Origin of the sequence: Zoogloea sp. (assembly GCF_028693495.1) — a bacterium.
In the GTDB taxonomy this organism is placed as follows: Bacteria; Pseudomonadota; Gammaproteobacteria; order Burkholderiales; family Rhodocyclaceae; genus Zoogloea.
The window spans coordinates 13,636-28,917 of record NZ_JAQUVG010000014.1; the positions used below are offsets into that span (position 1 = coordinate 13,636).

The window sequence follows — 15,282 nt, forward strand, 5'->3', positions numbered from 1 at the left end:
GTGCAGACCCTCGAGCAGCTGCGCGCCGGGGCGCTGACGGGCACGCGCCACCTCAAGCTGGGCGGGGGCCTGAAGACCTTTCCGGAGGAAATCTTCACGCTGGCCGACACCCTGGAGGTTCTCGACCTGTCGGGCAACGCCCTGACCGAGCTGCCCGAACGCCTGCCGGAACTCCGGCGTCTGCGGGTGCTGTTCTGTTCGGGCAATCCCTTCCAGGTGCTGCCGGCGGTGGTCGGGGCCTGCGAAGAGCTGACCATGGTGGGCTTCAAATCCTGCTATATCGAGCGGGTGCCCCCTGCGGCCCTGCCGCCCCGGCTGCGCTGGTTGATCCTGACGGACAATCGCCTCGAGGCCTTGCCCCCGGAGATCGGTCACTGCGAGGCGCTTCAGAAGCTGATGCTGGCGGGCAACCGGCTGCGTGCCTTGCCTGAGTCCCTGGCTGCCTGCCGTCGGCTGGAGCTCCTGCGCATCGCCGCCAACCGGCTGACCGCCCTGCCCGGCTGGCTGACCCGCATGCCCCGGCTGGCCTGGGTGGCCCTGGGGGGAAACCCGTTCTGCGCGGACGAGGAAAGGACGATCGACGGCGGGATCTCCTGGACCGAGCTCCGTACCGGGAAACGCCTGGGTGAAGGGGCGTCCGGGGTGATCCACGAGGCTCTTCACGGAACAGGGGATGGGCCGTTCCGGGCCGTCGCGGTCAAGGTCTTCAAGGGGGCGGTGACCAGCGACGGCCTGCCGGCTTCCGAGATGGCAGCCTGCCTGAGGGCCGGCACCCATGCCCACCTGATTCCCGTGCTGGGGCCGCTCCTGGATCACCCGGAGCAGGCCCGGGGCCTGGTGATGGCGCGCATCGACTCCCGCTTCCAGAGCCTGGCGGGCCCCCCCAGCCTGGCCTCGTGCACCCGGGACGTTTATCCCGAACGCATCCGTTTCAGCCTGCGGTCGGTGCTCGCCCTGGCGGGTCGCGTGGCGTCGGTGGTGGCACACCTGCACCGGCGCGGCGTCCTGCATGGGGATCTTTATGCTCATAACATCCTCCACGATGGGGAGGGCGGCTGCCTGCTGGGGGATTTCGGCGCGGCGTCCTGCCTGCCCGGTCAGGGGGACCGGGCAGGGCTGGAGCGTATCGAAGTGCGGGCCTTTGGTTGCCTGCTGGAGGAGTTGCTGGCCCGTTGCCAGGCTGGATCGCCGGAAGAGGCAGTGGTCCTGACCAGGCTGCGGGCCCTGGAGGCTGCCTGCCTGGATGAGGACGTGGCGGCACGACCGGGATTCCAAGCCATCCAGGCCCGTTTGGTGGCCCTCGGCGCGCATTTTTTCCCGCTGCCGGTCTGAGGGGAGCCGTGGAATAATAGGTATTGACGCTTACGTAAACGTCAATACAATGGGTTCGGATACTCTCCACGAGAAAGCCTCATTCATGACAGAGCTCACCACTGCAGCCATCGACACCCGGGATGCCTGGGTGGAGCACCCGGAAGGGCCCCTCTTCGCCCGCATCTGGACCCCCGCTGCGGCGGGGCCAGAGGGACCACCGCAGGCCCCGATTCTGCTTTTCCATGACTCCCTGGGCTGCGTGGAATTGTGGCGGAATTTCCCGGAGGTGCTGAGCCGGGCGACGGGTCGCCAGGTGATTGCTTACGACCGGCTGGGGTTTGGCCGATCGGCTCCCCGCCAGGACACCCTGGCCATGGATTTCATCGCCCAGGAGGCCCGGAGCGTGGTCCCCGTACTGCGGGCCCGGCTGGGCTTCGAGCGCTTCGTCGCCTTGGGCCACAGCGTCGGCGGGGGCATGGCCGTGTATTGTGCCGCGGCCTTCCCCGAAGCCTGTGAGGCGCTGGTGACCATCGCCGCCCAGGCCTTCCCGGAGGATCGCACCCTTGACGGCATCCTGGTGGCCAAGGCCCAGTTCACCGACCCGCTTCAGGTGGAGCGTCTCGGACGCTATCACGGGGACAAGGCCCGCTGGGTGCTGGATGCCTGGATCGAGACCTGGACCCATCCGGAGTTCGCTTCCTGGTCCCTGGCGGAAACCCTGCCCCAGGTGGTCTGCCCGGTCCTGGCCATCCACGGCGCCCAGGACGAGTATGGTTCGGCCCGTCATCCGGAAATGATCGGAGCCCTCAGCAGTGGCCCGGCCCGCGTGGAGATCATGCCCGATACTTTCCATGTGCCCCATCGGGAAAAGCCTGAGGTGGTGGTGGCTCTGGTGGCCGGGTTCCTGGCGCCGGCCTGAGCCACCCTCATCCTGTCGGGCGGATCCGCTGGGCACCTGTCCAGCATCGGTATTACCATGGGGAGGCCGGTACGCAGCCCGTACCGGTTTCACCGGGTTCGTGATCCGCTTACAGATGGGCAAGACGTATGGATGCCAGCAAGACCGCCCGGCCCTGGCCGGGAGACCTGTGGGGTGGCCTGGCGGCCACGCTGGTCGCCCTGCCATCGGCCATCGCCTTTGGCGTGACGATCTTTTCCCCCCTGGGGCCGGGCTATGGCGCCCAGGGGGCGCTGGCCGGCATTCTGGGCGCCACCGTGCTGGGGCTGATTGCACCCGCCCTGGGGGGAACGGACAGGCTCATCACCGCGCCCTGTGCCCCGGCGGCGGCGGTCCTGGCCGCCCTGGCCATCGGTTTCGCCCAGCAGGGCGTCCCTCCGCAGACGGGCATGCTGATGCTGATCCTCATCGGCCTGCTGGCCGGCGCCATCCAGATGGGCCTGGGCTTCGCCGGCATCGGCAGCCTGATCAAGTACATTCCCTATCCAGTGGTCTGCGGCTATCTGAGTGGGGTAGGCCTGACCATCATCGGCAGCCAGTTGCCCCGGGTGCTTGGCGTGCCCGAAGACATGGGGCTCCAGGCCGCGTTGCTGAGCCCGGCCAGCTGGCGCTGGGAGAGCATTGTGGTGGGCCTGGGTGTGATCCTCACGATGCTGCGGGCCGACCGGCTGGTGCGTCTGATTCCTGCGGCGATCATCGCCATGGGGGCGGGGATCTGCCTCTATCTCCTGCTCGGCCTGTTCGACCCTGCGCTCCGGCAAACCCGTGACAATCCCCTGGTGATCGGCCCCCTGAGTACACCGGATGCGTCCTTGCTGGATGCGGTCACCCGGAATATCCAGACCGTCGGGGCGTTCGATCCCGGTCTGCTCGCCCAGGTGGTCTTTCCGGCCCTGACCCTCGCGGTCCTCCTGTCCATCGATACCCTCAAGACCTGCATCGTCCTGGATACCCTGACGAACACCCACCACCGTCCGGACCGGGAACTGGTGGCCCAGGGCCTCGGCAATCTCGGTTCGGCCCTGCTGGGGGGCATTCCGGGAGCTGGTCAGATGGGGGCGTCGATGGTCAATCTGGCCAGCGGCGGCCAGACCCGACGCTCCGGCATCCTGGAAGGCGGCTTTGCCTTGCTGACCTTCCTGTTCCTGTCGCCTCTGGTGGCGTGGATTCCCATCGCGGCCCTGGGGGGCATCCTGATGGTGATCGGTTACCGGATGATCGACCAGCACAGCCTGGAGTTCTTCCGCAGCAAGGCCACCCGGCTGGATTTCATCGTGATCGTGGCGGTGATCGTGACGGCCCTCAGCGTGAGCCTGATTGCGGCCTCCGCGGTGGGCATCGTGCTGGCCATTGCCCTCTATCTCAACGAGCAGAGTCACAGCCGGATCCTGCGCCGCAAGATCGAGGGTGGGGAGCAGTTCTCCAAGGTGGTCCGGCACGACCAGGAGCTGTCCATCCTCACCCGGCACGGGAGCAAGACGGTGATCGTGGAGCTCCAGGGCAGTCTTTTCTTTGGTACCGCCCACCAGCTCTACCGAGCCCTGGAGCCGGAGATCGGACCGCGTACCTACGTGATCCTGAACCTGCGGCGGGTCCAGTCCCTGGACCTCACCGCCACCCACGTGCTGGAGCAGATCAAGGATCGCCTGGAGCAGGTGGGGGCTTACCTGATCTTTGCCGAGATTCCCCGCGGGCTGCCCAGCGGTCTGAAGATGAAGCGCTACCTGAAGGATGTGGGGCTCCTGCGGGACAGTACCCGGGCCCTCGCCTTCCGGCAGCTGGATGACGCCCTGGAGTGGGTTGAGGGCCAGATCCTGCGGGCTGCCGACTATACCCATGAAGACCTGGACCCACCTCTCGAACTGGCCGAGCTGGAGCACCTGCTGGGCTGGCTGCCGACAACCCTCACCAGCCTGGCCCCGATCATCGCACAGCGTCATTTTTCCGAAGGTGAGAAGCTTTTCGAAGCGGGTGCTCCGGGCGGAGATCTGCTCTTCATCCGCCGGGGCACGGTCCGCGTCGAGATCGCCCTGGGCAGGAAGGAGCTGTGGCACATCGGCACCTTCGGGCGGGGCGATTTCATCGGTGAGATGGGATTCCTGGACAGCACCCGACGGGTTGCCGATGCCATCGCCCTGACAGAGACCGATTGCTTCATCCTGTCACGGGAGCGCTTCGACGCGGCCACCAACCTGGCCGGACCGGAAGCTGGCCTGCTGTTCGAAGGGCTCGCCAAGGTCCTGGCCATGCGTGTCCGGTTCATGAACCGGGAGCTTCGGGTGCTCCGGGGCTGAGCGTCCGCCTCAGAACCGTTCTTCCGCTTTGCGCCAGCGCTCCAGCCAGACTTCGGCCGGCTCGGGCTTGCCGAACAGGTAGCCCTGGTGGATCACGTTGCCCCGGGTGTTGAGGAAGTCGGCCTGTTCGCGGGTTTCCACGCCTTCCGCCACCACTTTGAGGTGCATGTGCCGGGCGATGGACAGGATGGTTTCCACCAGTGCCGCATCGTCTGGATCGGTCGGTGCGTCCTGGACGAAGGTCTTGTCGATCTTCAGTTCATGAATGGGCAGGCGTTTCAGGTAGGCCAGGGACGAGTAGCCGGTGCCGAAGTCGTCGATGGAAAAATGCACGCCGAGAATGGCCAGTTCGCTCATCTTGCTCACCACTTCACCGACGTTGTCCACAACCAGGCCTTCCGTCACTTCGAGGGTCAGCCGGGTAGGGTCGGCGCCGGTTGCGGTGAGCACCTGACGTACCCAGGGCACGAAGCCACTCTGGCGGAAGTGCCGCGGCGATAGGTTGACCGACAGGCGCAGGGGATTGCCCGCCATGTCCTCCCGGGCCATCAACTGGCAGGCCGCCTCCAGTACCCAGGTACCCAGCTCGACGATCAGGTCGGACTCCTCGGCGACGGGGATGAATGTGCCCGGAGGGAGCAGCCCCCGCTGGGGATGTTGCCAGCGGACCAACACTTCAGCACCGACCGGGTGCCCTTCTTCATCCACCTGGGGCTGCAGGAAGAGCCGTAATTCGCCGGCAGGGATCCCCCGGTGCAGGGCTGCTTCGATGGCAAAGCGTTGCTGGACGGCTTCGCCCATGGCGGTTTCAAAGAAGGCACTCCGGTTGCCTCCGGCGGCCTTGGCCCGGTGCAGGGCCGTGTCGGCACACAGCAATACCCCTTCCGGAGTGTCCTCGTTGTGCTCGGGGAACAGGGTGATCCCGAGGCTCGCAGTGATGCTTATTTCATCTCCGGCGATGATGAAGGGGGTGCGCAGGGCGTTGTGGATCTTCTCGGCCACGGCCAGGGCCTGACGCCCATCAGGGGATGGGTGCAGGGCCTGGTTCGAGATATAGAGGGCGAATTCGTCGGCGGAAAGCCGGGCCAGGGTGTCTCCTTCACGGGTCAGCCCCTGAAGGCGCAGGGCAACCGCCATGAGCAGGGTGTCGCCGATGGCAATCCCGCGGGCATCATTGATGTTCTTGAAACGGTCGATGTTGAAGAGGATCAGGGTTTCCTTGCGCTGCAGGCGGCGCCGGGTGGCCAGGGCCTGGGCCAGCCGGTCGGTGAGCAGGCGACGGTTGGGGAGGCCAGTCAGGGCGTCGTAGTTGGCCAGTCGGTGGATTTCGGCCTCGCTCTGGATCCGTTCGGTGATGTCCTGCACGGTGCCGTGGATCAGCTGTGCCTGTCCGTGCTCGTTGAGCTGGATTTCTCCCAGGGCATGGACGTGCTTTATCCGCCCGTCGGGCATCACAAGGCGGTGGGTGACGTCGTAGTCGGTGTCGCCGCTGAAGGTTTTCTCGTAGAGCGCACGGAGCGTCGCCCGGTCGTCCGGGTGCACGATCTCGAGGAGTTCGTCATAGGAAAAGCCCTTCCTTCCGGCAGGTTCCATTTCCAGGATCCGGAAGGTTTCTTCCGAGCATTCGAGCTGACGGCTGTCCAGATCCAGGAACCAGCTGCCCAGCTTGGCGATGCGCTGGGCTTCGTTGAGCTGGTCGAGGCTGGCTTGCATGACCTGCTCGGCCTGCCTGAGCAGGCTCATGTCGCGGCCGATGCCGATGACGCCGATGATCCGGCCTTCGCTGTCATACATGGGCGACTTGATGGTCAGCAGCCATTCCTTGTGACCGTCGGAGGCAAACGTCACTTCTTCCTGATTGGCGTGAGGTACGCCGGATTCCAGGGCAATCCGGTCGTTTGCCCGGAAGGCATCCGCAATCCCCACTGCCACGAAGTCGTGGTCCGTCTTGCCGATGATGTCGGCTTCGGGTTGTCCGAAGAACTGCTCGAAGCGGGGATTGCAGAGGAGGTAAACGCCTTGGGTGTTCTTCAGCCAGACCAGATCGGGGATGCTCTGGATCAGGGCTCGCAGAAAGCGTTTTTGCTGACCCAGATCGGCTTCCGAGGTTGCCAGGGCGCCGCGTTGGGCAGCCAGGGCATCCAGCATGCTGTTGAAGTCTGTACCCAGGGTTGCCAGTTCGTCCTGGCCGATGATGGCGACCCGCTCGTCTTCCTTGCCTTGCCGCACCTGCTCCATCACGCCCACCAGCGTCCGCATGCGACGGGTCAGGCGGTCGGCCATGGCCCACGCCAGCAGGGTGCCGATGAGGATGGCCGCGAGGGTGTAGAGCAGGCCCTCCCTGGTGATGGCGTCCAGTTCCTGCTGGGTATCCTGATGCTGGGTACCGATGCGTGCCCAGCCGATGAGCCGGTCCGCCATAACCACCGGCGCCACGCTGTCCACCAGCTCCAGCTGGCGGCTGACCAGCTGGACTTCCTCCATTCTGGCAGGCTCGTCGGGCAGGTCCAGGACGTAACTGCCGATGCGCTTGCTCTCGGTGTGGGCGACGACCCGGCCGTCCCTGTCGAGGATCATTGCGAAGCGGACATAGGAGAGGCGATGCTGGGAAGCGATGATTTCCTGCAGCCCTGCCAGATCCATGGCGCCGAGCGCATTGGCTGAACTGATGGCCAGCCCGCGGCTCAGATAAATGTTTTCCTCTACCTGGCGATGGAGCAGCATCTCCCGCTGGCGGTAGGTCAGGTCGAAAACGAAAATACCCATCATCGACGCATGCACCAGCGCCACGCCAACGATCAGCTGACGTCGCAAGGACTTGAAAAGAAGTGCCTGGAGGCCACGCCAGAGGGATTTCATGGGCTTTCTACCGGCCTGACCTGGCGTTCGAAGGTGTCGATGTATGTCCGTACCACCTGGTAGCTGGCGTCGCTGGCCGGATAAAAGGCACGCGTTTCCATGCCTGCTAGAATCTGCTGCCCTTCATGACGGGTAGCGAGCTTCAGGAGCACCTGGCGGACCTGGGCGATCAGCGCCGAGGGCAGGTCATTGCGGGCAACCACGGCATTGTTGATCAGGGGGGGTGTCTCCCAGATCACCCGGAGCTCGGCGGCTTCCTGAGGATGATCCCGCTGGAATGCCCGCCAGGGGGGAGGCCAGGTGGCTGCAATGGCCGTGTGTCCCTGATAGGTATTCATGATGGAGGACTCCTGGGAGCCCACGTAGCGGTTCTCGATATCCCGATTGACGTTGATCCCCTGACCATGAAGCCACGCCTGAGGCATGATGCAGGCGGCCATCGCGGTAGCCGCCGGATAACTGACGGCCTTGCCTTTCAGGTCGGCCGGGAGGCGGATGGGGCTGTCCCGGCGGACGATGAAGATTCCCTTGAAGTCTTCCGGGGCACCCGCACTGGCGATGACATGGAATCCGGCTTCCATGGCCTTGAGGGTCTGCCAGGGATTGGTCAGCAGGAATTCGGCCCTGCGGGAGCGGATTTTTTGTTCGAAGGAGGGGTAGTCCCTGGAGGCTTCGAGCACGAAACGCGCTTCAGGGATTTCGCGGTTGATGACATCCACCAAAGGTTGATAAACCTCGAAGAGCTTGGTCGGATTATGCAGGGGGTGCACTGCCAGCCTGTACCGGGGGCGCATGCCATTCCTGGGCTGAGCATCATAAACAGGCCCGGAAGGTGGTGGCGTCCTGTCACACCCGGCGATGGCCGCGCCGATCAGGACACCCGCAGTAGCGATGAATTTCCGGCGTTTCATGGGTTGTATTGACGGCTCTTTTTTCTGCCCCTTCAGCTTAATGCCTGTAAGCCTGTGACGTACAGCACGATGGATGAGCGCTCGGGAATAGGTCTTGTGCTGGCGTTCAGCGCAGATGTCCGGCCCGGTTCAGGAAGTCTCCCGCGGCCATGGGCCTGCCGTAAAGATAGCCCTGGAAATGATCGCAGGCCAACGCCAGGAGACGTTCGTGATGTGCCGTGTCTTCGACGCCTTCCGCAATCACGGTGAGTCCGAGGCTGTGCCCGAGTCCGATGATGGTCTGGACGACGGCCGCGCTGTTCTCTTCGAGGCACATGCGTCGCACAAAGGACTGATCGATCTTGAGTTCGCTCAGGGGCAGGCGCTGGAGGTAGGAGAGGGAGGAGTAGCCGGTTCCGAAGTCGTCCAGGGAAAAGGATATCCCCAGGGCGCGCAGTGCCTCCATCTTGCTGACCACCTCGTCCACGTCGTCGAGGAGCATGCTTTCCGTCAGTTCCAGCCGGAGCCTCTGGGGCCGGGCTCCGGAGCGTCGCAGGGTGTCCGTCGTTCGGGCAACGAAATCGTTGCGGGAGAACTCCCGTGCGCTGACATTGACGCTCAGCATCATGTCCTGGAAGAGGGGTGTCCGGCCCCATTCGACCAGGGTCGTGCAGGCTGACTCGAGCACCCACTGGCCCAGGCTGAGGATGAGGCCGGACTCCTCGGCCATCTGAATGAAGCTGCCGGGCATCCGCAGGGCTTCCCCCGGGCGCTGCCAGCGCAGCAAGGCCTCGGCGCCCACCAGCTGCCCCTGCCGGTTCAGCTGGGGCTGGTAGTGGAGGAGGAATTCCTGTCGGGCCAGGCCTTCCCGCAGTTGCCGGATCAGTTCGGCGCGGCGGTTGATGGCCGACTGCATGCCGGCGTCAAAGAAACGCATCGTCCCGCGTCCGGCTTTCTTGGCCGCGTACATGGCCAGTTCGGCCTGTTTGATGAGATCGTCGAGGCTGGTTCCGGCCTCCCGGAAAAGGATGGCCCCGATGCTGGCCCCGCTCTGATAGGCGCCCCGTGCGAAGTGGTGGGGGAAGGCCAGGGCCTGGATGAGTTTCTGGCCGACGGCTTCCACCACGCCACCTGCTACGCCGGGCTCCGGATCCAGGTCTTCCAGCATCACGATGAACTTGTCCCCGCCAAAGCGCGCGACCGTGTCGTTGGCCCGCACCTGGGTCTTGAGGCGGCGGGCAACCTCCTTCAGCAGGAGATCGCCCACGTCATGGCCCAGGCTGTCGTTGAGGGTCTTGAAGTCGTCCACATCAATGAACAGCAGGGCCCCGTGGCAGTTCGTGCGCTGTGTGCCGGCCATGGCCTGGTGGATGCGGTCGTACATCAGGCGACGGTTGGGAAGATCGGTCAGGGGGTCATAGAAGGCCAGTTGCACGATCCGGGCTTCGGCGTCCTTGCGCTGGCTGATGTCGGTAAGCCTGCCGACAAAGTGGGTGACCTGTCCTGCACCGTCCTGCACTGCCGTGAGGGTGACCCAGTCCTGGTCATCCTCGCCACTTTTACGCCGGATCCAGGCTTCACCCTGCCAGGTACCCGCACGGATCAGTTGGCGCTGGACCGTCCGGAAAAAACTGGGCGGGTTGCGCGGTGACAGGAGGAATTCAGGGCTCTGCCCGAGAATGTCGTCCAAAGTGAATCCCAGGGTGTCGGTGAAGGCACGATTGACCCGCAGGATGACACCGTGGGCGTCAGCGATAAGCATCCCCTGCTGGGATTCGAAGGCGGCGGCGGCAATCCGCAACTCGTCCTCTGCCTGGACCAGGGCGCGCATGTCCGCATCCATGCAGAACAGCATGGTTTCCTGACCGGGGAGGCTGACCACGGTGTGGCTGGAATAGACCGGAACCCAGCTGCCATCCATGTGGCGCAGGTCGAGACGACCCGGAGGAGCGCCCCTGCCGTGGTCGAACATCCAGCGAACGGCTTTCTTCACTGTTTCACGGAGCTCTTCGGGGATGATCAACTCGAACAGGTTGCCGCCGATGGCCTCCTCGGCGCTGTAGCCGTAGATGAGCTCCGAGGCGCGGTTCCAGTAGACCACCGTGCCATCCTCGAGGTAGCCCTGGATCGACAGGGCCTCGGCGTCGGCGAAAAGCTTTGCAAAGCACGTTTCGGCAAGCTTGTGGGAGAGGCTGTCGTTTGCCGGAATGCCGAGCGTCGGGTCGTCGGGGCGGGTCATGGCATGGGTTTTGAAATGTGGGTAAGCGGCGTCAGGCCTTCTTGTCCGGTGGTGCCCTGACGCTGCCGGAGGTCAAAACATTTTTCCTCTCATGCATTTTCATCGAATCTGGGGTTTTAAAAAACCATCCCATTGGTATGGTTTATCCCGGGTGCGTCCCGGGCCTGCAGTCTGGTCCGGAGTGCGTGGTCCAGCTGCCGCAAACGCGGGCAGGCACGCTGGACGCGTGTTGCCCGGGTTTCATACCACCCTCACCTGCCAGCGATACCAGCGGGCAGAGAGCATCCTGGCCAGGGCGCCGGCCATGCGCTCGAGGGGGAGGTTGAATGTGCCATCCTTGCCACCCGCCAGAAAGGCGACCTTGTTGGACCAGCTGACCCGGACGCCGGGGCAGAATGCTTCATCCACCAGCAATGCTTCGTAGTCGAGGGTGACGTCGCCCCATTCCCGTGCCTCGAAAATCTTGGCCAGGGCACCGCTGGCAATGGCCTTGGTGTAGAACGCCACGTCCTGCTCATCCGCAGACTCCCGGTCGCCGTCCTGGTGGCTGAGCGCCAGGCTGGGACCGAGGGCGATGCTGAGGCAGGCATCCTGATAGAGGGCCTGCATCCGCTGGAGCAGACCCTCGCTGGGGCCGGATTCGGCCAAGGCATTGAGGAGAGCGCGCTGCTCAATTTCAAACTGCTCGTACTTGTCCATCGTCGCAAATCCGTGGGGGAAGTCACGATTTTAGCGCCGATGGGGCCGACCCACCGCAATGGACGGCTCGGACAGGATTGGATCCTTCCCGTTGCCGGCGCGTCCATGCGTGGGTCAGCTGAATGCTTCCAGTCTTATTTCAGGATCGGGCCCAGATGGATCAGCTGGGTCTCCCCGCTGCTGCCGTCCACGCCATCGTTGTCATTGACGATGAGGACATCACCGCTGGCCAGGACGGCCAGCCCTTCGATCTTCTCGGGCACGACCCCCCTGGGCGCCCGCAGGTCGGGCAGGAGATCCCGGACCAGGGTCTTGCTCACAGTGTCCCCCGGGTTCTTGCCCGTCAGGTCGATACGGTAGAGGCGCTTGATGCGGGCGTCCGGCCCGCCCTGGTTATCCCGTTCCACCACCAGGAACTGGTTGTTGCCCAGGGCCGTGATGTCGGACAAGCCGACCCACCCTTTGTTGGGGGAGGCCACGGCGTCCAGCGGGTAGAACAGGAACTGCCAGTTGCGGGTGGCCAGATCGAAGACGCCGATGCGCGGCTGGCTTTCCCCTTGCCAGGCACGCTGGAAGGCGACCACGAGCTTGCCGCTGGATTCGGCGATGCCTTCAAAGCCGAAGCGGACTTGACGGGCGTTCACGTCGGCGGGCAGCAGGATGATGTCTTCGACTACGCCGCTGGCCGAGACCTTGAGGATCAGGTTGGCGGACTTGACCGGGTAGGCACTGTCGCCGACGGTGCCCGAGCCTTCGGAGGCGATCCAGAAGCCACCGCCGGAGGCCATCGAGATCCCTTCGGGATCCAGGTTGACGCTGCCATCGGCATTGACCAGAGCCGCCAGGTCGGTAGCGTCGAAGGCGTTGTCGTCCTTGGCGGCCGGCAGCTGGGCGGCCAGGGCCGCGATCTTGCCGCTACTGTCGAGGATGCGGATTTCCCGCTTCAGGCTGGCGGGCTTGAGGCTGGTGTCGATTTCGAAGATCCGGTTGCCGCGGAAAAAGCTATCGTCGATGGCATACACCAGCGTGCCGCTGGGGGCGGCCGCCATGCCGGAGAGGGCCGCCCAGGGGATGGGCGTGCCGTCGGCCCGGTCCACCGACTGGAGGGTCGGATAGGCGGCGCGGGCGTTCTGGTACTGGTAGATGTTGAGCACTGAGCGCACCACGCCGGCCCGGTCGTCGTTCTCGCTGGCTGCGATCACCAGGTTGCGGGAGGGAATGGCGAGCACCCCTTCCGGCGCGACACCGGCGGGCAGCACCTGCTTGAAGGCCGGGGTGTTCTTCTTGCTCATGTCGTACACCGCCACCACGCTGGAGCGTTCGGACGCGACGAAGAGATAGTCTGTCCCCTCGAAGCGGCCGAAGGCAGCATTCTCGGGTTCATTGCCCTTGGCATCGGAGCGCTTGTCGTTGTAGTGGCCGATCCGTGCCATCAGGTGTTCCAGTGTGTTACCGGAATCGTAGGCCACCGTGCCGTCGGTGTTGAAGATCGAGAAGCCCCGGCTGCCGCCGTTCAGATCGCCTTCGTTGGCGGTCACGAACTGGTCCCGGGAGATCCAGGTCACCCCGTCCGGCTCCCGCAGGCGGGCGTTCATCACTTCGCTGAAGCTGATCTGGTTGGGGCGCGGTGCGTCGGTCAGGTCCACCCGATCCAGCGTGACGCTGCCAGCGCTGAAATGTCGGGTGACCTTGCCCGAAGCGAGGTCCACCAGCGCAATGTGGTTGTTTTCCTGCAGGGTGACGACGGCGACATTGTCGTCGTTGATGGAGACGTATTCCGGCTCCGGATCGCCTGGATAAAGGCTGGCGAGGCCGGTCAGGGCGACGCTGCGGGTTTTCCAGGTGGCGGGCGCACCTGCCACGTCGATGATCATCAGGCTCCCCGCCGGAGACTGGGGCGGTGCGCCGTTGCCCAGGGTCTCGTCCCGTTCGTTCTCGATCACCACGGCCACGTACTTGCCGTCCTTGCTGCGAGCAACCGAATCGGGCTGGCCCCCCAGGGCGATTTCAGCCACCTTCTCGCGGCGGGCGATGTCCACCACGACCAGTTTTCCGGATACGTTCACGTAATCGGTGCGGGTGTTGACGGCGACCAGGGCGTAGCTCCCCAGCACGGTGACGGACGTGGGCTCTCCGCCCATGGGCAGGGCCCCCAGGGCCTTGGGGTTGGCCGGATCGGCAATATCCACGAAGCCCGCTTCACCCTTCAGGCTGTTGCTGTAGATCAGGGTCATGCCGTCTTCGCTGGCAGCAACGATCTCGGCGGCGGTGGGGGTGCTGTCCTCGCAGGAGGAGCCCACCTGGTCGCACACCGGGAAGCTGGCGGTACGGTTGAAGAACTTGTTGTCATTGCTGACAGAGGCCGCCGGGCCGTCGTTGTCGGAGCCGCAACCGGTCAGGAGTCCGGTGGTAATCAGGCCGATGGCCAGGGCGAGCGTGGTTTTTTTCATGGTCTGAGCTTTGGTATGCAAAGCCCGAAAGCCTATTCCAGGCTCATGAAGGTCTCTTTACGGTTTCATTTCCAGTGCTCGGGAGATTGAGGGCGCACCGAGAGGCTTGATTGGGTATATGTAATTTTGTACAGTTATTCTTGTTTAGAGCCGGATCTGACCCATGAACGTCCAGATGAGTTTTGATTTTCCCGAGGGGGCCGGAGTGCCTGCCGGTCTTCCCTCGACCGCCATCCGCCGGACGGCCCGCACGAAGCCTTCCGAGCTTGCTCCGCCGGACTGTTCCCAACTGCCTCTGGTCGTGTCCCCGGTCCGCACACCGGCCAGGCCACGACCCGGGCTCCGCTCCATTCCGCAGGTGGAGTCCCGAACCCAGGGTCTGCACTCTTCCCGGGCCTGGTCGGATGGCTCGCGGCATGTCCGCATACTGCGCAGTGAATCCGGAGACTGGGCTGCGGAAGTGTGGCGGGAGGAGGACCGGGAGCACGTCCTGATGCTTCCCTGGCCATACGACGACGACAGCCTGGCTCCCCGCCCCCTGGATGCCGAGGCCTTCCAGGGCCTGGTGCGCGAGGCGGACAGGCAGTGGGCGCTGCAGGCCCGGCAGCTGCAGGCACGTCTGCATCAGCGTCTGACGATTCCCCGGGGCAACAAGGTGCTCACCGTCACTCTGGACATCGTGCCCGACGAATTTGAACCGCATGCCCTGCTCTCTGCCGTGGATGACGGCGGTGAGGTCCTGGCCCGGGAGCAGGTGGGCCCCGACTTCCGCCTGACCGCAGCCACTGCCCGGGCCTGGGTCGAGAAGGCCGGCTCGGGCGATGTCGGATGACTTCAGGGCTCCTTCAGGAAGTGCCTGCCCAGCGTCACGGACCTGCTGGAGGGGCGGTCAGGTCACTTCAGGGCCAGCAGTTCCATCAGCATGGCCTTGTGGGCTTGCCGGGCCTGATTCATTTCGGCGGCGCTGAAACTGTTGAAGCTGAGCTGCTGGATCAGGGTGTGCACCATGGGTGAGCTGACCAGCCAGGGGTACTGACGCAGAGGGCCATCCCGACACAGTCCCCGATCGATGCAGATCCGCAGCAGGGTGGAGATCCTGTCGTTCACCTGGCCAAGTACGTTCTGGCGCCATTGTCGGACGATGTCTGGCAGGCGATGACCTTCTGACAGCATCAGGCGGGTGGTTGCCCGCACTTTCGGATCGTCCAGGGGGGCGTGGATGGCGGCCACAAGCCGGTCAACCAGGGTTGGCAGGTCCGGGTCGCCTTCCAGAAGGGCCTCCAGATCAATGCTGGGGGTTTGCAGGGAATGTTTAAGCAGGGCTTCGAAAACCTGATCCTTCCCCGAAAAATGGGCGTAAAAACCACTCTTGGAGAGTCCTGCCCGGGTGGCGATGTCGTCCACCCGGGTGGCGCTGTAGCCCTGGTTGGAAAACTCCGTAAGGGCAGCGTCGAGAATCAGGGGAATCCGTGTGTCGGGCGTGAGGCGCTTGCGGCGCGGCGGCTGAGGGACGGAAAGTACTTCTGGTTTTGGATCCATCAGACTCGTAGGATGGTTTCGTTGAGGGTTTAGGTGACTA

At 64.4% G+C, this 15,282-nt stretch carries 10 protein-coding genes; 4 read left to right on the forward strand and 6 right to left on the reverse strand.

All coding sequences use genetic code 11. The features are described from left to right. From PHD22_RS04135 to PHD22_RS04145, 3 genes are all read left to right on the forward strand, one after another. Complete coding sequence (locus PHD22_RS04135) at window positions 1-1,332, forward strand: leucine-rich repeat-containing protein kinase family protein (RefSeq protein ID WP_299862683.1); 1,332 nt, start codon at window positions 1-3, stop codon at window positions 1,330-1,332. A gap of 85 nt (window positions 1,333-1,417) precedes the next feature. Then, window positions 1,418-2,233, forward strand: coding sequence for an alpha/beta hydrolase (locus tag PHD22_RS04140; protein ID WP_299862685.1), 816 nt, complete (start codon window positions 1,418-1,420; stop codon window positions 2,231-2,233). Between the two features lie 128 nt (window positions 2,234-2,361). Further along, entirely contained in the window at window positions 2,362-4,566 is a 2,205-nt protein-coding gene (locus tag PHD22_RS04145; RefSeq protein ID WP_299862687.1) for a SulP family inorganic anion transporter, read from the forward strand. 9 nt (window positions 4,567-4,575) lie between these two features. On the opposite strand, the gene PHD22_RS04150 is transcribed toward PHD22_RS04145, so the two are convergent. The 5 genes from PHD22_RS04150 to PHD22_RS04170 all read right to left on the reverse strand — a co-directional run bounded on the left by PHD22_RS04150 (window position 4,576) and on the right by PHD22_RS04170 (window position 13,703). Beyond that, complete coding sequence (locus tag PHD22_RS04150; RefSeq protein ID WP_299862689.1) at window positions 4,576-7,425, reverse strand: EAL domain-containing protein; 2,850 nt, start codon at window positions 7,423-7,425, stop codon at window positions 4,576-4,578. Further along, window positions 7,422-8,336: a PhnD/SsuA/transferrin family substrate-binding protein gene (locus PHD22_RS04155; RefSeq protein WP_299862692.1), complete on the reverse strand. Its 915-nt coding sequence runs from the start codon at window positions 8,334-8,336 to the stop codon at window positions 7,422-7,424. The genes PHD22_RS04150 and PHD22_RS04155 overlap by 4 nt, the downstream gene beginning before the upstream one ends. 106 nt (window positions 8,337-8,442) lie before the next feature. Further along, on the reverse strand, window positions 8,443-10,554 hold the full coding sequence (locus PHD22_RS04160; RefSeq protein ID WP_299862693.1) for a bifunctional diguanylate cyclase/phosphodiesterase: 2,112 nt from the start codon (window positions 10,552-10,554) through the stop codon (window positions 8,443-8,445). 240 nt (window positions 10,555-10,794) lie between these two features. Beyond that, complete coding sequence (locus tag PHD22_RS04165) at window positions 10,795-11,253, reverse strand: hypothetical protein (RefSeq protein ID WP_299862694.1); 459 nt, start codon at window positions 11,251-11,253, stop codon at window positions 10,795-10,797. A 134-nt stretch (window positions 11,254-11,387) separates the two neighbouring features. Beyond that, window positions 11,388-13,703: an esterase-like activity of phytase family protein gene (locus tag PHD22_RS04170; protein WP_299862695.1), complete on the reverse strand. Its 2,316-nt coding sequence runs from the start codon at window positions 13,701-13,703 to the stop codon at window positions 11,388-11,390. Between the two features lie 163 nt (window positions 13,704-13,866). Between PHD22_RS04170 and PHD22_RS04175 the strand changes: the two genes are divergently transcribed. Beyond that, window positions 13,867-14,535 carry a hypothetical protein gene (locus tag PHD22_RS04175; protein WP_299862697.1) on the forward strand — a complete coding sequence of 223 codons (669 nt, stop codon included), beginning with the start codon at window positions 13,867-13,869 and terminating at the stop codon, window positions 14,533-14,535. A 62-nt stretch (window positions 14,536-14,597) separates the two neighbouring features. Here PHD22_RS04175 and PHD22_RS04180 read toward each other — a convergent pair whose 3' ends face one another. Then, window positions 14,598-15,242: a TetR/AcrR family transcriptional regulator gene (locus PHD22_RS04180; protein ID WP_299862699.1), complete on the reverse strand. Its 645-nt coding sequence runs from the start codon at window positions 15,240-15,242 to the stop codon at window positions 14,598-14,600. Window positions 15,243-15,282: the final 40 nt, after the last annotated feature.

What these genes read in the sequence shown, in the direction of transcription:
- PHD22_RS04140 (WP_299862685.1), top strand. Translation starts at nt 1,418, where the DNA reads ATGACAGAGCTCACCACTGCAGCCATCGACACCCGGGATGCCTGGGTG.
- PHD22_RS04145 (WP_299862687.1), top strand. Translation starts at nt 2,362, where the DNA reads ATGGATGCCAGCAAGACCGCCCGGCCCTGGCCGGGAGACCTGTGGGGT.
- PHD22_RS04150 (WP_299862689.1), bottom strand. Translation starts at nt 7,425, where the DNA reads ATGAAATCCCTCTGGCGTGGCCTCCAGGCACTTCTTTTCAAGTCCTTG.
- PHD22_RS04155 (WP_299862692.1), bottom strand. Translation starts at nt 8,336, where the DNA reads ATGAAACGCCGGAAATTCATCGCTACTGCGGGTGTCCTGATCGGCGCG.
- PHD22_RS04160 (WP_299862693.1), bottom strand. Translation starts at nt 10,554, where the DNA reads ATGACCCGCCCCGACGACCCGACGCTCGGCATTCCGGCAAACGACAGC.
- PHD22_RS04165 (WP_299862694.1), bottom strand. Translation starts at nt 11,253, where the DNA reads ATGGACAAGTACGAGCAGTTTGAAATTGAGCAGCGCGCTCTCCTCAAT.
- PHD22_RS04170 (WP_299862695.1), bottom strand. Translation starts at nt 13,703, where the DNA reads ATGAAAAAAACCACGCTCGCCCTGGCCATCGGCCTGATTACCACCGGA.
- PHD22_RS04175 (WP_299862697.1), top strand. Translation starts at nt 13,867, where the DNA reads ATGAACGTCCAGATGAGTTTTGATTTTCCCGAGGGGGCCGGAGTGCCT.
- PHD22_RS04180 (WP_299862699.1), bottom strand. Translation starts at nt 15,242, where the DNA reads ATGGATCCAAAACCAGAAGTACTTTCCGTCCCTCAGCCGCCGCGCCGC.